Source organism: Pedobacter sp. AC379, assembly GCF_979258145.1.
The window spans coordinates 5,195,568-5,218,494 of sequence record NZ_OZ409839.1 but is presented as its reverse complement, the minus strand read 5'-3'; the positions used below and the strand labels follow the sequence as shown (position 1 = coordinate 5,218,494).

The 22,927-nt window shown below is 38.1% G+C and carries 18 protein-coding genes; 14 read left to right on the top strand and 4 right to left on the bottom strand.

Going from position 1 to position 22,927, the window contains the following annotated elements; translation table 11 throughout:
* Nucleotide 1 precedes the first annotated feature (1 nt).
* Both ACZZZW_RS22455 and obgE read left to right on the top strand, forming a co-directional pair.
* The gene (locus ACZZZW_RS22455) at nt 2–577 is read left to right on the top strand and encodes an adenylate kinase (protein WP_055912583.1); all 576 of its coding nucleotides are present in this window, start codon (nt 2–4) and stop codon (nt 575–577) included.
* Nucleotides 578–747: 170 nt separating this feature from the next.
* Nucleotides 748–1,743 carry a GTPase ObgE gene (gene obgE / locus ACZZZW_RS22450; RefSeq protein WP_055912581.1) on the top strand — a complete coding sequence of 332 codons (996 nt, stop codon included), beginning with the start codon at nt 748–750 and terminating at the stop codon, nt 1,741–1,743.
* Nucleotides 1,744–1,836: 93 nt separating this feature from the next.
* On the opposite strand, the gene ACZZZW_RS22445 is transcribed toward obgE, so the two are convergent.
* Nucleotides 1,837–2,583 (bottom strand): YdcF family protein, encoded by a 747-nt coding sequence (locus tag ACZZZW_RS22445; protein WP_463496700.1) that lies wholly within the window; start codon nt 2,581–2,583, stop codon nt 1,837–1,839.
* Between the two features lie 124 nt (nt 2,584–2,707).
* Nucleotides 2,708–3,073 (bottom strand): YtxH domain-containing protein, encoded by a 366-nt coding sequence (locus ACZZZW_RS22440; protein WP_055912577.1) that lies wholly within the window; start codon nt 3,071–3,073, stop codon nt 2,708–2,710.
* A 186-nt stretch (nt 3,074–3,259) separates the two neighbouring features.
* Between ACZZZW_RS22440 and ACZZZW_RS22435 the strand changes: the two genes are divergently transcribed.
* The 4 genes from ACZZZW_RS22435 (at nt 3,260) to ACZZZW_RS22420 (ending at nt 8,960) form a co-directional block, all read left to right on the top strand.
* Nucleotides 3,260–3,640 carry an OsmC family protein gene (locus ACZZZW_RS22435; protein WP_463496697.1) on the top strand — a complete coding sequence of 127 codons (381 nt, stop codon included), beginning with the start codon at nt 3,260–3,262 and terminating at the stop codon, nt 3,638–3,640.
* A gap of 104 nt (nt 3,641–3,744) precedes the next feature.
* Complete coding sequence (locus ACZZZW_RS22430; protein WP_463496694.1) at nt 3,745–4,998, top strand: DUF2130 domain-containing protein; 1,254 nt, start codon at nt 3,745–3,747, stop codon at nt 4,996–4,998.
* Between the two features lie 688 nt (nt 4,999–5,686).
* Nucleotides 5,687–7,831: a glycoside hydrolase family 97 protein gene (locus ACZZZW_RS22425; protein WP_463496692.1), complete on the top strand. Its 2,145-nt coding sequence runs from the start codon at nt 5,687–5,689 to the stop codon at nt 7,829–7,831.
* 652 nt (nt 7,832–8,483) lie between these two features.
* Nucleotides 8,484–8,960 carry an acyl-CoA thioesterase gene (locus tag ACZZZW_RS22420; RefSeq protein WP_055912568.1) on the top strand — a complete coding sequence of 159 codons (477 nt, stop codon included), beginning with the start codon at nt 8,484–8,486 and terminating at the stop codon, nt 8,958–8,960.
* A 962-nt stretch (nt 8,961–9,922) separates the two neighbouring features.
* On the opposite strand, the gene ACZZZW_RS22415 is transcribed toward ACZZZW_RS22420, so the two are convergent.
* On the bottom strand, nt 9,923–11,674 hold the full coding sequence (locus ACZZZW_RS22415; RefSeq protein ID WP_463496689.1) for a HAMP domain-containing sensor histidine kinase: 1,752 nt from the start codon (nt 11,672–11,674) through the stop codon (nt 9,923–9,925).
* Nucleotides 11,675–12,335: 661 nt separating this feature from the next.
* Here ACZZZW_RS22415 and ACZZZW_RS22410 point away from each other — a divergent pair.
* Complete coding sequence (locus ACZZZW_RS22410) at nt 12,336–12,491, top strand: hypothetical protein (protein ID WP_463496686.1); 156 nt, start codon at nt 12,336–12,338, stop codon at nt 12,489–12,491.
* Between the two features lie 285 nt (nt 12,492–12,776).
* On the opposite strand, the gene ACZZZW_RS22405 is transcribed toward ACZZZW_RS22410, so the two are convergent.
* Nucleotides 12,777–13,298, bottom strand: coding sequence for an NADPH-dependent FMN reductase (locus ACZZZW_RS22405; protein ID WP_463496684.1), 522 nt, complete (start codon nt 13,296–13,298; stop codon nt 12,777–12,779).
* Nucleotides 13,299–13,478: 180 nt separating this feature from the next.
* On the opposite strand from ACZZZW_RS22405, the gene ACZZZW_RS22400 reads away from it, so the two are divergent.
* The 7 genes from ACZZZW_RS22400 (at nt 13,479) to ACZZZW_RS22370 (ending at nt 22,918) form a co-directional block, all read left to right on the top strand.
* The gene (locus tag ACZZZW_RS22400; RefSeq protein WP_055912555.1) at nt 13,479–14,282 is read left to right on the top strand and encodes a ParA family protein; all 804 of its coding nucleotides are present in this window, start codon (nt 13,479–13,481) and stop codon (nt 14,280–14,282) included.
* A gap of 7 nt (nt 14,283–14,289) precedes the next feature.
* On the top strand, nt 14,290–15,198 hold the full coding sequence (locus ACZZZW_RS22395; protein WP_055912552.1) for a ParB/RepB/Spo0J family partition protein: 909 nt from the start codon (nt 14,290–14,292) through the stop codon (nt 15,196–15,198).
* Nucleotides 15,198–15,914 (top strand): DUF5683 domain-containing protein, encoded by a 717-nt coding sequence (locus ACZZZW_RS22390; protein WP_463496680.1) that lies wholly within the window; start codon nt 15,198–15,200, stop codon nt 15,912–15,914. The genes ACZZZW_RS22395 and ACZZZW_RS22390 overlap by 1 nt, the downstream gene beginning before the upstream one ends.
* A 124-nt stretch (nt 15,915–16,038) precedes the next feature.
* Nucleotides 16,039–16,773: a 4-hydroxy-tetrahydrodipicolinate reductase gene (gene dapB / locus ACZZZW_RS22385; RefSeq protein ID WP_463496677.1), complete on the top strand. Its 735-nt coding sequence runs from the start codon at nt 16,039–16,041 to the stop codon at nt 16,771–16,773.
* A gap of 172 nt (nt 16,774–16,945) precedes the next feature.
* Entirely contained in the window at nt 16,946–18,139 is a 1,194-nt protein-coding gene (gene lepB, locus ACZZZW_RS22380; RefSeq protein WP_463496675.1) for a signal peptidase I, read from the top strand.
* Between the two features lie 147 nt (nt 18,140–18,286).
* Nucleotides 18,287–19,501, top strand: coding sequence for an ROK family protein (locus ACZZZW_RS22375; protein ID WP_463496673.1), 1,215 nt, complete (start codon nt 18,287–18,289; stop codon nt 19,499–19,501).
* An 84-nt stretch (nt 19,502–19,585) separates the two neighbouring features.
* Nucleotides 19,586–22,918 (top strand): SusC/RagA family TonB-linked outer membrane protein, encoded by a 3,333-nt coding sequence (locus ACZZZW_RS22370; protein WP_463496670.1) that lies wholly within the window; start codon nt 19,586–19,588, stop codon nt 22,916–22,918.
* Nucleotides 22,919–22,927 lie beyond the last annotated feature (9 nt).

Below are 22,927 nucleotides of genomic sequence, written 5' to 3'. Positions count from 1 at the left end.
AATGCTTAATTTAGTTCTCTTTGGCCCTCCAGGGGCGGGTAAAGGCACCCAATCTGAAAAACTGATTGCAAAATATCAGCTGGTACACGTTTCAACAGGCGATCTTTTTAGAGCACACGTTAAAGGAGAAACCGAATTAGGAAAAAAAGTTAGTCAATTATTAGCTGATGGAGAATTGGTTCCTGATGCCATTACAATTGCTATGCTTGAAGAAGAGGTAGATAAAAATCCGGATGCCAAAGGATTTGTGTTTGATGGATTTCCACGTACCGTTCCACAAGCAGCAGAGCTTGATTTATTTTTAGAGCGTAAAGGCAGCAAAATTGCTGGTGTAATTGCTTTGGATGTTGATCAGGATGAGTTGACAAAACGTATTGCTGAGCGCCATAAAACCAGTGGCAGACCAGATGATGACGCTGAAAAACTAAAAAAGCGGATTTCAGAATACTTTGATAAAACCATCCACGTTTTGCCTTATTATGAGGAGCAAGGAAAATTGAATAAAGTAAACGGTATTGGCGAAATTGATACGGTATATAACGATCTTTGTGCTGTAATTGATCAGTACAAGGTATAAATATCAATTTATATTATAAAACAACAGGATTATAGAAAGGGATTTAATCAATCCTGATTCAATATTTCAAAAAACATACAAAGAGTTATAATGTTAAAACGTTATAACTCTTTAATTTTAAAGGAGCTTGTATTAACAATGTTCCATGATTAACATTTCAATATTTAAATATGTCACAGGGTTCGAATTTCGTAGATTATGTAAAAATTTGTTGCCGTTCTGGTAAAGGCGGTGCAGGTTCGGCACATTTACATCGTGATATTTTAACATCAATGGGCGGTCCTGATGGTGGTGATGGCGGTCGTGGTGGCCACATTATTGTTAAAGGAAGTATCCACATCTGGACATTGTTGCACCTTAAATACCGCAAGCACATTATTGCAGAAGATGGTGGTGCAGGTGGCAGTTCTCATAAATTTGGTAAGCAGGGTACAGATGAAATTCTTGAAGTACCGCTAGGTACCATTGCTAAAGATGCAGAAACCGGCGAAGTACTTTTTGAAATTACCAAAGATGGCGAAACCAAAATTTTAACAGCTGGTGGCCGTGGTGGTTTAGGTAACGCACACTTTAAAAATTCAGTTCAACAAACTCCACGTTTCGCACAACCAGGAGAACAGGGAAAAGAAGTTTGGAACATTTTAGAATTAAAAGTACTGGCTGATGTTGGCTTGGTTGGTTTTCCCAATGCAGGTAAATCTACTTTGCTTTCTGTAGTTTCTGCAGCCAAGCCCGAAATTGCCGATTATCCCTTTACTACAATTGTACCAAACCTGGGTATTGTAAGTTACCGTGGTGGCAAATCTTTTGTAATGGCCGATATTCCGGGCATTATCGAGGGGGCATCAAAAGGTAAAGGATTGGGTTATCGTTTCTTGCGTCATATCGAACGTAACTCTGTGCTTTTATTTATGGTTCCGGCCGATACAAGCAGAAGCATTAAAGAAGAATATGAAATTTTAAAAAGCGAGCTCGAATCTTACAATCCGGAGTTAATGCAAAAACCACATGTTTTAGCGATTACGAAATCAGATATGCTTGATGATGAATTAATGGAAGAAATGAAACAGGACCTGCCAAAAATTCCATCTATTTTTATCTCATCAGTGGCAGAAAAGAATATTCTTGAATTGAAAGATATGCTTTGGAAAGCGATTGAAAGCTAGTTCTTGGTTAATTATTTAAACTTTTTAATTGCTTAACTGTTGCTTTGAGCAATTAAAAAGTTAACCGAATTCATCAATCAAGCCATCATTCATCTAGGCTCTGAAGCGGTCTACAGCCAGTCCGATCCATTCTTTAAATAGCAGTTCCCACATGCCTAGTGTACCGGCGTTTGGTATAATGCAATCAGCCCATGCAAATTCAGCTTCTCCCAAAAAATTGGTAGGGTAGTATTCAATTTTATTTTTGGTCTGTTTGTCGAAAATCAGTTTCGCCCTTGGTATGTGCCAGGCACTCGTAATTACCAAAATCTTTGCCTGTGGGTTATTGTTGTTAATGAGCGCTGTACTGTATTTTGCGTTTTCAACCGTGTTTCTGCTTTGGTTTTCTACAAGTATTGCCGCATCCGGAATGCCAATCAGTTTCAGGTATTTAATGGCTAAATCAGCCTCTTTAACTTCATTATTCATCAGGTTTGCACTTCCGCTGCTTAAAAGAATCTGTTTAATTTGCCCCTTTTTATAAAGCGCAATCGCCTGGAATAAACGGTCGCTTGCTGAGCCAAAAGAAATTTCATTATTCCGTTTATTTAAGCCAGAAAAGCCACCAAGTACAATACCTACATCATATTTCTGTACTTTTGGGTAGCCCGCTTCATATGCATTCATCACTACGCCCCCAACAAAGGCATTTGAAAAAAAAGCAGCCAGCACCAATCCGAAAATTAAATACTGTTTCCGTTTTTTAGGATTCTTTGCTGCGGTTGCGCAAATTAAGAGTACAAAAACCCATACTATTGGTTTAATCAAAAACAGTAAAATCTTCGAGAGGATAAAAATCATATATGGACATTATCCTGTAAAACTAAGAAATTGTTTAAGAGCTAGTGATGCCAATGCAGCGAAAATTCGCCATTTCGAATGCAATGCAAACGAAACGACGAATTTCTATTATAAACTTTAATTTTTATCCTTGTCCTTCTTGCACCTGACCATTTTCATGTGCGTTTTCCAGAATTTCTTTCACATCCGATTTGCGTTTCTTGGCAACCGTATGTTTAAAGTGGGGCACTTCATGTTCAACAATATCTTCTTCGATGGCTTCAACACCAAAAACTTTCTCTTTCAAAAGATTGTACTTGTCTTGAAAACCATACCTTAGGTTTTTGGCACCACCTGCAATTTTTCCGCGTGTACCTGCACCACTATCAGGGGCAAATAAAACACTGATTACCGCACCCGCAGCTAAACCAGCCACAAGGGCAAGCGCTATTTTTGCACTGTTATCCGATTCGTGCTTTAAATATTTTCCGATTAACTTTCTGTATTTCATAACGTAGCATTTTTAAAAGCAACAAATGCTGGCTTATAATGTTTTGAGGTTTTTTGATTTGGAAAAGAAATGCAATTGGTTTTAAAGAAAGAAGAACTGCTTTACCCATCATTTTTAAAAAAAGACCGGAGTTTTACTTAAGTTTAAAGTTAATGCACAATATTTGAAATTCTAAAATGAATAATAATGGTAAAAGCAACAATAAATAAAGAACATTATGCCTGTTCGGTAAGCAATGGTTCGAACGATATTATCGTAGATGAGCCCTTCGAACTCGGTGGAACACACAAGGGTTTTGCTCCCAAAGGATTGTTAATGGCCTCTTTAGCATCGTGTGTAGCCATTACCTTAAGAATGTATGCCGATAGAAAAGAGTGGCCGATTGATAAAATAGAAGTAGAGGTAAATATCGATACCGAAAATGGTGAAACAGTATTTTTCGAAGAAATTACCTGTACAGGTGTACTCACTGAGGAGCAAAAAATCAGGTTGGAAGATATCGCTTCCAAATGCCCGGTAAGTAAAATCCTGGCGGCCGGGCATGAAATCAGGTCGAAAGTACTTTAAAGGTAAAGGTGTAAAACTCGTTTTTACATTGATAAAAAGCTTTAATATCTTTGCCAATAAAAATGCCTCGGTGTACTTTGCACCCGTGGTTAAAACAATAATCAATGCCTACCGAAATAAAATGCCCCAACTGTGCACATGTTTTTCCGATGGAAGAAGCCATGGCCGAAGATTATAAAAAAGAGTTACGAGAAAAAGCGGCTGCTTATGCAAGGCAGAAAGATGAAGAATATCAACGTAAACTGCAGATTTTCGAATCAGAAAAACAACAACAGGTAAAAGCATTTGATGCTAAACTTGCAGAAGAAAAGGCCAAGCTTAAAAGTAACCTGGAAGAAAACCTGCGCAAAAGTATTTCTGCAGATTTCGAAACCAAGCTGCAAATGCTCGAGGGCAATGCAAAAGATAATGCCGAAAAATTAAGGCTTGCACGCGAAAAAGAACTGGAGTTTTTACGTCGCGAGGAAAGCCTTAAAGTTAAAGAAGAAGAAATGGAGCTTGCCTTTCAGCGTAAAATGCAAGAGCAGCGTAACGAGCTGGTAGAGCAGATCCGTAAGCAGGAAGCAGAAAAAAACAGCATTAAAGATACCGAACATCAGTTGCGTTTAAAGGAGCTGGAGAAACAGCTCGATGACCAGAAAAAACTGGCAGAAGAAATGAAACGGAAAGCCGAGCAGGGAAGCATGCAATTGCAGGGCGAAGTGCAGGAGCTTATTTTAGAAGAATTGCTCCGTACCAATTATCCTTTCGATTTAATAGAAGAAGTTGGTAAAGGGGTTAGGGGAGCAGATTGCGTGCAGGTGGTGCGCAACCAGTTTGGACAGGAATGCGGCAAAATTATTTATGAAAGCAAACGTACCAAAGATTTTGGCGGCGACTGGATCGAGAAACTGAAGAAAGACATGCGCAGCATGGGTATTGATGTGGCCGTAATTGTAAGTCAGTGTTACCCTAAAGGTATGGATTGTTTCGGGCAGCGCGATGGCGTTTGGATCTGTTCTTTCGAAGAAGTAAATGCCGTGGCCTATGTTTTACGTGAAGGGATTTTGCGACTGGCTGGTGCAGTGAAATCGCAGGAAAACCGTGGTGAAAAAATGCATATGTTATACGATTATCTGATGGGAGCCGAATTTTCGGAGCAATGGAAAGCAATTAGGGAGGGTTTTATGAGCATGAAACTTTCCATCCAGCGCGAGCGTGATGCCATGGAACGGTTATGGAAAGCGCGGGAAAAACAGTTGGAGAAAGTGCTGTTAAATGCAACGCATATCCGTGGTTCGATAGAAGGTATTGCCGGGAGTGATAGTGTGCAACTGAGTTTGACCGATGATGATGACGATACTTTGCTTTTAGAATAAGAGGTAAAACCGTAATTCTGTTTCGCTTTTAAATCAAACCTTCATTATGGCTTAAATATATTGAATCATCATCCGGGCTTAATTTTCTATCGGATTGTTTTCTGGATAAATAATATTGTTCGTCGTTTTGTCTATATGGTTATAACTGATCATCGTCCGGGGCTAGTTTTTATAGCAGATCGTCATCCTGAACTTGTTTCAGGAACTATTGATAAAAAACATTAGAACTGTCAATTGCCAGCTGAAAACTGCCAGCTGAAAACTGTCAACCGAAAACTGTCAACTGAAAAATGTCAACTGAAAACTGATCTGGGCGTTACCCAATCCCTTGAAAAACGGGAAAGGGTCAGGCTTTTCAGGGCTGCGCTGCGCTTCGGTACCGATGAAAAATCGGTACTGAACCCTTACAATCCTTAACGCGGATGAAATTGATGAGAAGAATACTTAAGTTAATTTGATAGATACTAGGTTGAGCTAAATGAGATGAAATTATAACAGAATAGTCTGCGGGAAGATTTGGAATGGATCTATTAAAATGATTAAATCCCTTTTGAGATACGGTTTGAGTGTTTCGAGATTTGAATTACCATTCATTCGGTGCTGTTCGATAACATTATCAGGAAGAATTAATAACTTTAAATAATTTTCAGGTTGAATAAAACCTGAATTGAATAACAATAAATATAAAATGAATAAAAATTCTAACCAATCTTTTAACCGCTCAGGGATTCTTACTATCCTCTGCACCTTACTTTTTTTTGGGAATAGTTTCGGGAACGTTCCCGAAAAAGATTTTAAGTCGCCGGATGGCAATTTGATAGCTCACTTTGCATTGGCAGAAGGAGGGGTACCTACCTATAGTTTAAAGTATAAAGGCAAAGACGTTATTAAAACCAGTAAACTCGGTCTGGAGCTTAAGGATGGCAAATCTCTAATGAACGGTTTTACCATTACCGATACCAAAACAAGCACCTTTAACGAAACCTGGAAACCGGTTTGGGGTGAGGTAAAAGAAATTGTAAACCATTACAACGAGCTGGCCGTAACGCTAACACAAAAAGAAAGCAACCGTTATATTATTGTGCGTTTGCGGTTATTTAATGATGGTTTAGGCTTTAGGTATGAATTTCCTGAGCAGAAAAACCTCGATTATTTTATAATCAAAGAAGAAAAAACCCAGTTTGCCCTGGCTGGCGATCATAAAGCATTTTGGCTTCCGGGCGATTACGATACGCAGGAATATAGTACGGTAACTTCAAATCTTTCAGAAGTTCGTGCTAAAATGAAAGCCGCTGTAACGCCAAATGCATCGCAAACCACTTTTTCACCAACAGGTTTACAAACACCTTTAATGATGAAGAGTAAAGATGGTTTATACATCAATATCCATGAGGCTGCTTTGATCAATTATTCTTTAATGTCGCTAAATCTGGATGACAAGAACATGGTTTTAGAATCGTGGTTAACACCTGATGCTATTGGTGATAAAGGATATATGCAGGCACCATGTTTATCGCCTTGGCGCACCATTATAGTAAGCGATAAAGCTGCTGATATTTTAACTTCAAAACTCACTTATAACCTTAACGAGCCAACTAAATTTAAAGATGTATCATGGATAAAACCAACAAAATATGTTGGTGTTTGGTGGGAAATGATTACAGGTAAAAGTACCTGGGCTTATAATGATTTAACCAGTGTACAGTTAGGTGTAACCGATTATTCGAAAACCAAACCCAACGGAAAACATGCTGCAAATACCGCACACGTAAAAGAATATATAGATTTTGCCGCCAAAAATGGTTTAGATGCCGTTTTGGTTGAAGGCTGGAACGAAGGCTGGGAAGATTGGTTTGGTAAAACAAAAGATTATGTATTTGATTTTGTAACGCCATATCCTGATTTTGATGTAAAAGAGCTACACCGTTATGCAGCCAGTAAGGGCATTAAAATGATTATGCACCACGAAACCTCATCGTCGGTACGTAATTATGAACGCCATTTAGATACTGCTTATAAGTTTATGAAAGCCAATGGTTATGATGCCGTAAAAAGTGGTTATGTTGGCAATATGATCCCCAGAGGAGAGCACCATTATGGCCAGTGGTTAAATAACCATTACCTGTACGCTATTCAGAAAGCGGCCGAATATAAAATTATGGTAAATGCACACGAGGCGGTTAGGCCAACAGGTTTGGCGCGTACTTATCCAAATCTGATCGGAAACGAATCAGCAAGGGGTACAGAGTATGAAGCTTTTGGCGGTAACAATGCCGATCATACCACTATTTTACCCTTTACCCGTTTAATTGGTGGACCGATGGATTATACCCCGGGTATTTTCGAAACCAAAGTAAGTGCTTACAATCCCGAAAACACCTCATTTGTACACAGTACGCTCGCCCGTCAGCTCGCCCTTTACGTAACCATGTACAGTCCGCTGCAAATGGCTGCCGATTTACCCGAAACCTACAACAAGTACATGGATGCTTTCCAGTTTATTAAAGATGTTGCTGTAGATTGGGACGATACCAAAGTTTTGGAAGCCGAACCAGGTGATTATATTACTTTCGCACGTAAAGCAAAAGGCAAAAACAATTGGTTTGTAGGTCGTACCAATGATGAAGAGGCACGTACCTCTAAAATTGATTTCAGCTTTTTAGATCCCGGTAAAAAATATACCGCAACCATTTATGCTGATGCAAAAGATGCAAATTATCAAACCAATCCTAAGGCCTATACCATTCGTAAAATGGAAGTAACCAATAAAACAAAGTTCACGCAATACTGTGCTCCAGGCGGAGGATATGCAATTAGCATCATGGCGAAATAATTTTGTGGTTTCAGATGTTACCAACCGACGCTGTATTAACGTATTGTTTTTTTACCACGGATGGACACAGATAAACACAGATCAAATATTATCTGTGCTTATCCTGTTTATCTGTGGGTTAAAGTGTTCTGTGGAGTCAATTGGCAACAATTGACGCTGTATTTAACGTATTATTTTGTTTTACCACGGATGGACAAAAATAAACATAGATTATAACTCACTATCTGTGTTTATCCTGTTTATGTGTGGTTAAAGTGTTCTGTGGTGTCAGTTGGTAACAATTGACGCTGTATTAACGTATTGTTTTTTTTACCATGGATGGACACAGATAAACACAGATCAAATATTATCTGTGTTCATCCTGTTTATCTGTGGTTAAAGTGTTCTGTAGTGTCAGTTAGTAACAATTAACGCTATTTTGCTATTAGTCGGATGTTAACATCTGGACGCACAGGAAATGCGATTGTTCATTCCGTCATACTGAACTTGTTTCAGTATCTATCATGCAAATTAGAGCCTAAAATGAACTCATGTCACGACCAAAAGGTAAAACATAGTGTTCTATCAAATGGTATCATCCAACCGCACGTTTCTTTCATTATACCTTATTTTATAATATCTTAGCAAAACCATTAAATCAAGCACTATTACAATGCCCAGAACCAAAAACCACATCGAACTTCAATTTTTAAGCGAACCGTCAGACGTTAACTATGGCGGCAAGGTACATGGAGGAATGATGATGAAATGGATAGATCAGGCAGCTTTTGCCTGTGCTTTACAGTGGAGTCAAACGTATTGTGTAACTGTTTATGTAGGAGGAATCCGCTTTTTTCATCCCGTTCATATCGGCCATTTGGTTAAAATGGAAGCTCGCATCATTTATACCGGTAAAACCAGTATGCACATTGCTGTTGATGCTTTTTCTAAACCTGTAGGACAAACAGATTTTGTGAAAAACACCCATTGTATTATTGTGTTTGTGGCCGTAGATGATGATGGACAGCCAAAACCGATCCCGGCTTTTAAACCCAAAACTGAAAAGGAAATTGCCATGCATGGCTATGCCATTAAGCTAATGGAATTACGAAAAAGCATTGATAAAGAAATGGAACCGTACATTGTATAAGTATTTGGCAGCATAGCCACTACGGTTTTAACCACAAAGAAAACAGAGGAAAATGCACGGAGTGCACTGAGTTAATTGTTTAGGAATTTCTCTTCTCTATTACCTCTGTGAAAAACTCTGTGCCCTCTGTGGTAAATCATCGACTCCAGCCCATTCTCTTTGGGTTTATTAGAAAAATATGCTTTACATGTGTTTGGTAGCATAGCCGCTACGGTTTTAACCACAAAGAGAACAGAGGAAAATGCACGGAGCACACCGAGTTAATTGTTTAGCAATTTTTCTTCTCCATTACCTCTGTGAAAATCTCTGTGCCCTCTGTGGTAAACCATCACCTCCGGCCCATTCTCTTTGGGTTTGTTGGAAAAATATGCTTTACATGTGTTTGTCAGGATATCCGCTACGGTTTTAACCACGAAGAAAACAGAGAAAATGCACGGAGCACACCGAGTTAATTGTTTAGTCTTCTCCATTACCTCTGTGAAAAACTCTATGCCCTCTGTGGTAAATCATCACCTCCGGCCCATTCTCTTTGGGTTTGTTGGAAAATAAACATTAAGTATATGAAGCAGCATAGCCGCTACGGTTTTAACCACGAAGAAAACAGAGGAAAATGCACGGAGTGCACCGAGTTAATTGTTTAGCAATTATTCTTCTCTATTACCTCTGTGAAAAACTCTATTCCCTCTGTGGTAAATCATCACCTCCGGCCCATTCTCTTAGGGTTTGTTGGAAAATAAACATTAAGTATATGAAGCAGCATAGCCGCTACGGTTTTAACCACGAAGAAAACAGAGGAAAATGCACCGAGTGCACCGAGTTAATTGTTTAGCAATTTTTCTTCTCCATTACCTCTGTGAAAATCTCTGTGCCCTCTGTGGTAAATCATCACCTCCGGCCAATTCTCTCGCCATTTCTTGGCGAAAATAAACTTTGCGTCCTTAGCGGTAAAAAAAACGAGCAATCTATTCCACAACCGGTAAGCTAAAACAAAACTTACTGCCTTCACCAATTGCACTTACCACCCATATTTTACCTTGTTCTGCTTCAATAAAATCTTTCGAAATAGCTAGGCCTAATCCCGAGCCCGATTTATTTTGTCCATCGGTAGGTACCTGGAAATACCTGTCGAACAATCTTTTCTGGTATTTTTCATCAATCCCTTTACCAAAATCGCGAACCGAAAACTCTATAAATTTATCCTTCTGGAAAACATCAATCATCACCTTCGATTTTTCTGAACTGTAACGCAATGCATTGGATAAAAAGTTAACCAATACCCATGCAGTTTTCTGTATATCCGCATTTACGCTAGGTAAATACTGGTCGCAGTTGAGCACCAGTTCAATTGTTTTTTGTTCAGCCTGAAATTTAACGGCATCAACAGCGTAACGAACAATTTCTTCAGGTTTGGTAATGGCAAAAGTGAGTTTCAAGTTGCCGGTTTCTACTTGTGAGAGATCCAACAATTCACTGGTAATTTTTAAAAGCCTGTCGCTATCTTCCTTAATATGGTTTAGCAATTCATGTTGTTCTTCGTTCATGTTACCTACACGAGTATCGTTAAGTAACTTTAAACTCATTTTGATAGATGATAATGGAGTTTTCAATTCATGCGAAACAGTCGCAATAAAATTAGTTTTGGCTTCATCAAGCTCTTTAAATTGTGTAATATTTTTTAGGGTATAAACACTTCCGGCAGATTTTGAGGAGGCAAACAAAGTTTTTTCCTCCTGCTCTTCGTAATTCGGAATAATAATTTCCCGGTTTTCCAACAGAAAATAAGATTCTTTATCGTCGGCATATATTTTTAAGGTATTATCTGCCATTTCTGGTTTAATAATGCGTTTAAGCAACTCGTTTTTTTGCATCAGTTCTGCCACATTCTGTCCAACAACTTTGTCCTCATCAAGGCTCATCAGCTTTGCGGCCAGGTGGTTTAAAAACAGCACTTCACCTTTTTCATTCAAACCGATAATGGCATCCTGCATTTGTGCAATAATGGCCTCTATACGTGATTTTTCAGATTTGATTTTCGATAAATTGCTGTTTTCCCATTCGTTAAGTTTCACTACCATGCCATTAAAAGAATCGGCCAGTTCGGTAAACTCATCATCATTTTCGAAATGCAGGCGTTGTTTGTAATTTTTGCGACTGATCTGTTTAATGGCCGCACTAAATTCGGCAAGAGGGTTGGCCACAAAGCCAGGGAAATTAACGATGAAGGTAAATAAAATGATAAAACTCAGAGTTGCCGCAATCATGATATACAGATTTGCCCTGGAGGAAGCCTGATTAGCGAGTTCATTTTTATCGTAAATGGCTTTCATATTTACCTTTTCGATATTTTGAAGTGCAAACCGTAAATCTCTGATGCTGTTTTCTTTTATGGTGATGGTTGTTTTAGAAATTAGGGTTTTAAAAGCGGTTTCCAGTTTGTGAAAAGCTACTTTTTCACCAGGCTCGGTAATGTTTTTACCTTCGTTTTCTAAATTTTCGGCAAATGTGCTTTCCTGTTTCTGGCTTAGCGGAAAATTATTCTGGTCGATTACATTGCGCATGGCAGCAACATATTTGAGCGATTTGTAGTTATCTTTTAGAATCACTTTCGATTTATCAGACAGCTCATTTAGATAAAAGAGCGCAATTAACCCGAAGGATAATACGATTATAAAGAGAAACCCGAATCCGAGGCGGAGCTTGGTTTTTATTTTCATCTGTTTTTATTTTTATGGTGGTGAGCTATTACTTATTATTTTTGTAAATCATTGATGGTTTCATTACGTTTTGGTTTTACCGCAAAGGGCGGTGAGATTTTCGCTAGGTAACGCAAATCAACTGCTCTTTTTTTGGTAAAAATAGGTTATAATTAAATCTGTTTCTTTACTAACTACATTATATAACAAAGGTTACATACTTAGCAGTTGTTTAGCCTGTTTACAATAGCTATGCCAGTGGATTGGCGTATTGTTTAAGTATTTGTTTTTTAAGTTTTTATGATTTTTTGGTGATTGTTTTGAGCTAAAAACCTTTTCATTTTGGAAGGGTTTTTATCAAAATGAAAAATAGTTTTTAGAGGTTTAGGGTTGGTGATTTTTGTTCTTAACGTAATGGAAAGCATGCCAACGAGAAACAAGTGCTAATATTTTTGGAAAGCAGGTGCAGTAACATTTTAAGTTTGGGCAGTTCCCGCTGTCCGCTTTACTACGTGCCGCTTCCATCGGGTTTAGGTAGCGCAGCCTGTAATTCTATTTAAGGTTGTATGGTGCTGCAAATAAATCAAGGCACTGTTTTTTGTTCCTAAACCTGATTATAATGGAAAGCCCGTAAACGAGGTACGAGTGCGGACTTATAATGAAAAGCAGGACTAACGCTCCTATGAAATACAGATTTCGCTTTCCAAAAGAGAAGATGATGCTAATTGTTTTGGAAAGCAGGTGCAGTAACATTTTAGGTTTGGGCAGTTCCCGCTGTCCGCTTTACTACGTGCCGCTTCCATCGGGTTTAGGTGGCGCAGCGTGTAATCCTGTTTGAGGTTGTATGGTGCTGAAAATAAATCAAGGCACTGTTTTTTGTTCCTAAACCTGATTATCATGGAAAGCCCGTAAACGAGGTACGAGTGCGGACTTGTAATGAAAAGCAGGACTAACGTTCCTATGGAATACAGATTTTGCTTTCCAAAAGAAGATGATACTTATATTTTTTGGAAGGTGATAAACGCCAATTTTGCAATTCGCTTATCAAGGAATAGTATCGCTGAGTTGACTCTATAATCTATTGCGGGTTATAAAATTGTTTCTTAAAAAGACGAGTGTTTTATTAAAACTTGATAAACTTCTCTATTTGTTCGTTGGTAAACTTAACTGTATCAGGCTGATTGAGATTACCTTCACCATCCAGTTCGGCTTTAATATTGGGAATATGCAAACGAAGGGGCAAAATATTAAGATGAATATAATGGCAAACACCTGTAAAATGATCTACACCACGAATATTGCCATATTTACCGGAAGAAATGCCAACTAATGCCGCCTTTTTATCATAAAAACTATCAGGAAAATTACAGGCATCGATTAGCACTTTTAACACACCCGGGTAGCTGCCATTATATTCGGGCATAATAAAAATAAACTTATCCGTTTTATTGATCATGTTCTGGATTTCCTGAAAAGCATCCGATCTTTTGCCGTACATATCAGTATTTAATACATCAGCAGGCAGATGCTCTAAACTGAACAAATGAGCAGGATTGCCTTTTTCTTTTAGTTGGCTTTGGTAATATTTAGCAACTTTTAGCGTATTGCTATTGGGTCTGTTTGTGGCGGCTATAATCGTGATCATGGATAATTGTTAATAAGATGTGTAAAACCCAAATGCGCTTCTTGCTAAAATTGCCATATAGTTTGTATCTTAGCTGATTGTGAAAAAGGCCGTAAACAAGGCAAAAATAGAACTTTTTGCCAATTAAAACGCATAAATATCACAGCCCAAATAAACGTTAAGTAAATTTCGGATACATAGATGAGCAAAATTATTGCATTAGCAAATCAAAAAGGTGGTGTTGGTAAAACAACTTCATCAATAAACCTGGCTGCGAGTTTGGCCGTACTAGAATATAAAACTTTACTGGTTGATGCTGATCCTCAGGCAAATTCGACTTCAGGTATCGGTTTCGATCCCCGGAATATTAAAGATAGTATTTACGAGTGCATCATTAATGATATAGATCCTTTACAGGCCATTCAAAAAACGGATACACCGAATTTAGATTTACTGCCTGCACATATAGACCTTGTTGGTGCAGAAATTGAGATGATTAACCTCAATAACCGTGAATATAAAATGAAAGCGGTTTTAGAGAAAATCAAAGACCAGTACGATTTTATCATCATTGATTGTTCTCCATCCTTAGGTTTAATTACTATCAATGCTTTAACAGCAGCCGATTCGGTTATTATTCCTGTTCAGTGTGAGTATTTTGCATTAGAGGGATTGGGTAAGCTTTTAAACACCATCAAAATTGTTCAGAACCGTTTAAATCCTGATCTGGAAATTGAGGGTATTTTATTAACTATGTACGATGTTCGTTTACGTTTATCCAACCAGGTAGTAGAAGAGGTGAGAACCCATTTCCACGAACTCGTTTTCGATACTATAATACAGCGTAACACACGTTTAAGTGAGGCACCAAGCTATGGCGTTTCGGTAATTATGCACGATGCAAATTGTAAAGGAGCCATAAATTACCTTAACCTTGCCCGCGAAATTGTGAAGAAAAACGGCCTGTTAAAGGAAGAAGAAAACATTGGAACAGCAACTTTATAAATTATAGATGACATCTTTTCAGCGAAAAACAGGTTTAGGAAGGGGTTTAAGTGCGCTTTTAGATGATAGCGAATCTTCTCATCCGCCAAAGCAGCAGGTAAATGCTGTAAGCGAAACCGAGCAGATTGGCAATATCAGTCACGTAAGTTTAACTGAAGTTGAAACCAACCCATACCAGCCACGAACCGAATTTGATCAGGTAGCTTTAAACGAACTTGCCGATTCGATAAAAGTACAAGGCCTGATTCAGCCGATTACGGTTAGAAAAACAGGCGCAAATAAATACCAGTTAATTTCGGGCGAACGCAGGTTCAGGGCTTCAAAGTTGGCTGGTTTAACACAAATTCCAGCATATATCCGCAGTGCCAACGACCAGCAGATGTTGGAAATGGCATTGATTGAAAATATTCAGCGCGAAAATTTAAATGCCATCGAGGTGGCATTGAGTTTCCAGAGAATGATTGATGAGGTGGGTCTAAAGCAAGAGCAACTGGGCGAACGCGTAGGTAAAAACCGTACGACGGTTACCAATTACCTGCGTTTGCTAAAACTTCCACCAGCAATACAAGCCTCAATCCGCGACCAGAAAATTAGTATGGGCCATGCAAGGGCTTTAATTAATGTAGATGGAGTGGATAAACAATTGTTCATCCACCAGGAGATTTTAGAAAAAGGCCTTTCGGTACGTAAAGTTGAAGAAATTGTGCGCAATTTGCAGCATTTACCTTTGCCAGCCAGTGAGAAACCTAAAGTAAAAGGTGTATCCTTTCAATATCAAAAACTACAAGATGATCTGGCTTCTAAATTTGCAACCCGTGTAAAGTTAAAAATCAGTCAGAATGGTAAAGGGGCAATTGAGATTCCTTTTATGAGTGATGATGATTTAAACAGGATTTTAGAATTATTAGACTGGTAATGCAAAAGACTAAGCTTTTAATACTGGTTTCCCTATTTACATTTTTTCTTGTAAACTTCGCCTCGGCGCAGGTTAAGGATACGGTGTTAAAATCTGTTGAACCCACTAAAAAAATTAAACTATCCAAATCAATAGATACTGCGGCTAAAAAACCGATGACCAGGAAAGATTCGATGAAGACCAAATACGTAAACCCTGGTAAGGTTGCAGGTAGGAAAGCCGTTTTCAGATCGATGCTGATTCCGGGTTGGGGGCAATTGTATAATATACAGTTGCTTAATGATGGTTATGGTACAAGAGCAGGCAAAAGCCAGGTATTGCAAAAGCTGTATACAGGTGGTAAAATTGTAGCCATTTATGGTGGCGCAACTGTGCTCACCTTATCCTACCTTGATAGCAGAAAAAAATATAGCCGGTTTTTGGCCGAGGCACAATATCGGGAGCAAAATCCCGGAAAGAAACTGGATTTAACTCAGCATACAAATCAGGGGATATTGGATGGAAAAAGCCTTTATAAACGAAATTCTCAGATCGTGCTTTTTTCTTATGGGTTACTTTATGCTGCCAATATTGTTGATGCTTATGTGGCTGCACGACTGCACTTTTTCAATATTGATAACAACCTTTCTTTTAAGGTTACACCCTCAATGATCAATTCAAGCACTATGTATGGCTTTAATGCCACACCTGCATTAAAATTATCGTTAACCTTTTAGAAAATGAAACGATAAATGATTTCTCCATTTTCAATATGAAATCTTGATCGTTTTATTACCTTTAAACCACTAAAGCTGTTTTAACGACAATTAAATTAACAAAAACGGAAATAAATATATAAAAATGAAAATTGCGCTTTTAGGTTATGGCAAAATGGGGCAGATTATCGAAAGATTTGCACTTGAACGCGGTCACGAAATCGTTTTAAAAATATCAATCGATAATCAGGAAGATTTAACCAGGCAGAATTTAAAATCAGCAGATGTGGCGATTGATTTCAGTACTCCTGATTCGGTTTTGAAAAACATTGATGCCTGTTTTGATGCCAACGTTCCGGTAGTTGTAGGCACAACCGGTTGGTATGGCAAGCTGCAAGAGGTTAAAGATGATTGCAGCAACAGTAACAATACTTTGCTTTATGGGTCTAACTTTAGTATTGGCGTAAATTTATTTTTTAAGCTTAACCAAACTTTGGCCAAATTGATGAATAATTATCCGGCTTACGAGGTGCAGGTAGAAGAAATTCACCATACCCAAAAATTAGATGCACCAAGCGGTACAGCCATCACGCTGGCCGAGGGCATTGTTGATAATTTGGAGCGCAAGCAGGAATGGTTAAATGAAGTGGTAGGTACTGATGTGGAATTGTTTCCTAAAGTAGATCAATTGCTTATAGAATCGCATAGAATAGAAAATATTCCAGGTACACATACCGTAATTTACAGTAGTGAAGTAGATGAAATCGAAATTAAACATACCGCACACAACAGAGCTGGTTTTGCGTTAGGTGCAGTTGTTGCGGCAGAATGGGTGAAAGATAAAAAGGGATTTTACAATATTACTGATATTTTTGAGTAGAAAAACAGTTTTCGGTTAACGGTTGGCCAATTTCAGTTGATCAGTTAATGCAGTTAACCGATTGACGAGCCAAAAATAAATCTGTGATATCACGCAATTTGTGAAATCACACCCAAAGAAATACAGATAACAGGTAAACGATCGAGTTGATCGCCAACCAAAAATAAGATATATGAATTACAAATTCTGGCAGAAAAAAAATGATGCCCCAAGGAAGAAAAAAACGAAAACCCGCGAATGGGTAGATGCTATTGTTTTCGCAGTAGTAGCAGCAACAATCATTCGTGTATTTTTTATCGAAGCTTATACCATTCCTTCTGGATCAATGGAAAGATCTTTACTTATCGGAGATTTTCTTTTTGTAAGTAAGGTAAATTATGGTGCACGTATTCCGATGACGCCTGTAGCTTTTCCTTTTGCTCACCATACTATGCCATTAACAACATCAACTAAAGCATATTGGGATGGCGTACAGTGGAAATATCACCGTTTACCCGGTTTATCCAAAATTAAAAGAAACGATGTAGTTGTTTTTAACTTTCCGGAGGGGGATACCGTTGCTGTAGAAAATCAGGCAGCAAGTTATTACGAGCTAGTTAGGGGCATGGGCCGCGAACAGGTAAGAAGTACTTATACCATTACAGACAGGCCGGTTGATAAGCGTGAAAATTTTATTAAGCGTTGTATTGGCATCCCTGGCGATGTAATTTCCATGAGCAATGGTATTGCGAATGTAAATGGTAAAAACGAGCCTTTAAAAAACACAGGTATGATGCCTTATCGCATCGAATTTAAAACCATGGATTTTAATTATGCTGCGCTTGACGAATTTAACCTGAACCTTGGTGGTACGCCAGCAGTAGCTGCCAATACGTATGTGGTAGATGCTTCGCCGGAAATTGCCGATAAACTGAAAACTTTTGATTTTGTAAAATCGGTAACGCTAAGTCCTGATGCACCCGGTGCTGTTCAGGGAGGCGTTTTTCCTAATGATCCTAACCGTGTATGGAACAGGGATAACTTTGGTCCGGTTAAGATTCCTTCAAAAGGGTGGACGGTTAAAATTGATAGCAATACCATGCCGCTTTATTACAGGGCAATTAGAACTTACGAAGGAAACAAAGTAGAACAAAAAGCGGGTGTTTGGTACATTAATGACAAGGTTGCCACTACTTATACTTTTAAAATGGACTACTACTGGATGATGGGTGATAACCGCCATAACTCTGCCGACTCACGCTATTGGGGTTTTGTACCAGAAGATCATATTGTAGGTAAAGCCTTATTTGTTTGGATGAGTTGGGACAGTACAGCGTCGTTTTTACATAAAATACGATGGAGTAGATTATTTATGGGTATCCATTAATAAAATATAATTCTTTTAAAAGGGCGGATAATCGAAGATTATTCGCCCTTTTTGTTTTATGCCGATTCATAATTAACTTAAAAAAAAAATTAAAAAGTATAACTATGTTTTAAAAATATTTATTAAGTTTGAATATAATCAAATAAAATGTCTGTAATTGTGAAGAAAAACCAGCGTCTGAAGGCTGGTATCATTAAGCATTTATATTATAAGAAGTCGCTTTCACTTACAGATTTAAGTAAGTTGACACAGAAAAGTTTACCCTTGGTTACAGCTGTTGTTAATGGCTTAATAGCCGAAGGTTATGTTTTAGAAGAGGGTTATGCACCATCAACCGGTGGTAGAAGAGCAGCTATGTTCTTTATCAATCCAAAGCTGACCAAATATGTAGTTGCGATTGCAATGGATCAGCTTACCACAAGGCTAACCATTTACGATCTTTCCAGGAAGATGATTATACCAATTCAATCATTAGAATTCAATCTATCATCCGAGAATAACAACATCAATGATCTTGTCAATTTTATAAATACCAGTATCAATCAATCTGGAATTGATAGAGTTAATATTTTAGGTGTTGGCATTGGTATGCCTGGTTTTGTTAATGCAGAAGAAGGCATTAATCACTCATTCTTAAAGGTTGAAGAAGGTACTACATTGCAGGCATGCCTTGCTTTAAATATCGGTCTACCCGTTTATATTGATAATGACTCGAGTTTAATTGCCCTTGCTGAATTAAATTTTGGTGAAGCTGTTGATCTTAAAGATGTTATGGTTGTTAATATCGGGTGGGGTACAGGTTTAGGGATGATAATTGATGGTAAGCTTTACAGGGGAAGTAGTGGAAGTGCAGGTGAGTTTAGCCACATTCCACTTTCTGATAGTGATAATTTATGTTCATGTGGCAGACGTGGGTGTTTGGAAGTAGATACTTCTCTACTGGTAATGGCAAAAAAAGCAGAACAGGAAATTAAAAATGGTGCAGAATCAAGCATGAATAAATTGTTTGAAGATAAAAGCAAGCACCCCGCCGATCATTTCTTAACAGCTGTAAGACAGCAAGATCCGGTTGCTATATCTATTTTAGTTAAAGCCATTTTTCAATTGGGTAAAGGTATTGCAACTCTTATCCATCTTTTAAATCCACAGTGTATTGTTTTGAGCGGAAGAGGTGCTAAAGCAGGTAAAATGCTATTGCCTCCGATACAACAAGCTATACACGAATTTTGCATTCCCCGCATTGCCGAACAAACTGAAATCAGGCTTTCTACACTAACAGACGAAGCCGAATTATTGGCTGCTGCAAGCTTAGCAGTTGAACATAGCCATTTCGAAGAAATGGTAACTAATCCACTCATTTAAATCATTATTATGGAGAAATAAAAACATTTACTAACTCGATCAAATCAAACAAATTTCAACTAATTTTTAAACTAATCAATAATCATGGAAAAAATGTACTTAAGGTGTTTAAGTATACTATTGTTATCACTTATAACGATAAATGCTTTTGCGCAAAAAACAATTACCGGAACGGTAAGAGATGCATCGGGAACAATTCCCGGGGTAAGTGTTTCTGTTAAGGGAACAACTAAAGCTACCCAAACCGATGGTGCCGGAAAATTTTCTATAGCAGTTAACCCGAATGAAGTACTTGTATTTTCGGCAATTGGATATGCCAGGCAGGAAGTTTCTGTAGGGGCAGAATCTACACTAAACATAACATTAAAACAGGATGCAAAAGCATTAAGCGATGTGGTTGTAACAGCATTTGGTATTCAACGCCAAAAAAAGGCACTAGGGTATTCTACAGCAACTGTTTCTGCAAAAGAGTTAACAGAAGCTGGTAATACCAACTTTGCTTCGGCTTTATATGGAAAAGCTTCAGGCGTGCAGGTAACTACAGCACCAGGTGGTGCAAGTAGTGCAGTTAATGTTCAAATCCGTGGTATTAATTCCATTAACTATAACCAACAGCCACTTTACGTTGTAGATGGTGTTGTAATTCGTAGTGAAGGCCAATATGGTGCTAGCGGAAGAAATAATGGAGGTTTTTATGATGACCAACGTATTAGGGGAAATGGTATTTTAGATATTAATCCAGAAGATATTGAAAGTCTTTCTGTTTTAAAAGGGGCCAGCGCATCAGCACTTTATGGCTCTGACGCTGGATCTGGAGTAATTATCATTACCACTAAAAAAGGGGTTAAAGGTAAAGGACCAACAGTTGATGTAAACTATTTTGGAACAGTTGAGCAGCCGGCGTTTCTTCCTAACTATCAAAATGTTTATGGGCAGGGATACGATAGGGCAACTAACTTATCTGTTGGAGCTACCGAAGAAGGATGGATTGCAGATTCTAAATCACCTTCAGGCTTCCGCCCAAACTTTAGGGCATACGCCAATTTCGGTCCTAAAATGGATGGACAACAGGTGCGCTGGTGGGATGGTTCTATCCGTTCTTTTTCTCCACAGCCTGATAACTACAAAAATATTTTCAGAAATGGTTTAAGCTCATCTGCTAATATTGCATTGTCAAATCAAACAGATAATTATAGCTACCGCATATCTTACACACGTCTTGATTATGATGGCATACAGCGCGAATCAGGTCTTAAAAAGAATTCATTCACTTTAAACAGTTCGTTAAAATTAAGTAAAAGCTTAAGTGTGGATGTTGTTGCCAATTATGTAAATTCAATAACACACAATAGGGCATACCAAACCAATAGGCTTGCACAATCATTTGATGGATTTTTTGGACGGAATGAGGATATCGATTTAGTGCGCGAAAAATATCAAACCTCACAAGGTTATGCCTGGGTTCCTTTTAATCAAACTGCCAGAAATCCTGCTGAAGCGTTTGTTTTTAACGTTCGTCCTAATCTTTACGACTATTTTTGGTCTACCCTAAAAAATACCAGCGATGAAACCGAAAACAGGTTATACAGCAGTGCTACTTTAAACTGGGATATTTTTAGCAAATTAAAGTTTAGAGGACGTGTTGGTAATGATTATACCGGCCGTAATACTGAAGATAAAAATTACAGCCAATTTCCAGTAGCCTTTAACCCAGAAACCTCAAGCACTGGAGCATATTCAACCGGGAATGGTACTTATAGTACAATATATACCGATGCACTTTTAACTTACAGCGATAATATCACCAAAGATTTATCTTTTTCTGCAAGTGCTGGCTTTACATCCAGAAGAGAAAACTATAAAGATCAATCTTCAGGAACACAATTTGGTTTGGTTTCTGAAAACTGGTTTTCGCTAAATAACTCCTATGGTATTCTTCAAACTTCTGCAAGTAGAAGATCCCTTTTAAAATACGGATCTTTTGGTATCTTAAATTTATCATATAAAGACTATCTTTTTGTAGAGGGTACCATTCGCCAAGAATCTTCATCAACACTGCCACCGTTAAATAATACATATTACTATCCATCTGTTAACGGAAGTTTTGTTTTTACAGATGCATTTAAAGGTGCCTTGCCAGAGTTTTTGAGTTATGGTAAATTTCGTGCTTCATACGGTGTAGTTGCTAATGCTGCGCTTCCATACGAATCTAATGTATCTTACGGACAAAACTCCTTACAAACCAACAATGGTTCTGTTCCGCAACTGGTTTTGCCAGGTGGCTACGGTAACGAAAGCTTGCAACCTGAAAAAAAGTATGAGCAAGAGTATGGATTGGAAACCCGTTTTTTAAATGGCAGGTTTGGTATCGATCTAAGTTACTACAGCAATCGCATTAGAAATCAAATTCTGCGCCTTCAAATCGCGTCAAGTAATGGTAGCGGAAGCCAGATTGTTAACGTAGGAGAGATAGGTAGTAAAGGTTGGGAACTTTCATTAAATGCAAAACCTATAGTTTCAACAGATTTTAACTGGCAAACCAGTTTAAATTTTTCTCAAAATAGAACAAAAGTATATGCTCTGGCTCCTGGCATACCTGAGCTTATCTTTTTTAATGGTGAAGATAATGCAATCCGGATTACAGCAAAGCCTGGTGATGATTTAGGAAACATTTATGTTTACCCTACTAAAACCAATGCAGGAGGCCAGAAAGTTGTAAGCGATGATGGTTTTTATGTTATCGATAAATCGCAGTATGTAAAAGCAGGAAATGTTACTCCAAGTATAACAGGAGGCTTATCTAACACTTTAAACTATAAAAATTTCTCACTTAGCTTTTTGGTTGATTACCGTTTTGGTAGTGATGTAGTTTCTACGCCTTTAAAATATGCTACTGGAACTGGAGTTTACGAAAATACCCTTCAATATCGTGATACTGAGCATGGTGGTTTAAGTTATTATGTAAACAGTGCAGGTGCTAATGTATTGTTGCCAAATGCAAACAGCGCAGCACCAGGTGGCCAAAAAGTATATCACGATGGTTTAATCCTTCCGGGTGTTAAAGCTAATGGCCAACCGAATGATATCATATTGGATGCAGCAAGCTATTATTTCAACTCATTTGCCGCAGGTAGTTCTGATGCACTTAATCAGGAAGGTGCAGTTTATAAAAATAATTTTATTAAGCTAAGAGAATTAACGCTTGGTTATAGATTGCCTAACAACCTCATTAAAAAAATAGGAATGTCCAATATGAGAATTTCAATGATAGGCAGAAACCTTTTATACTTCCATAGAACTTTAAAGAATCTGGATCCAGAAACTTTAATTGGAGACAAATGGTATAGTCAAGGTGTAGATAATGGTTCATTGCCAGCCACAAGAAGTTTTGGATTTTCATTAAATGCTAGTTTCTAGGCTGTAACC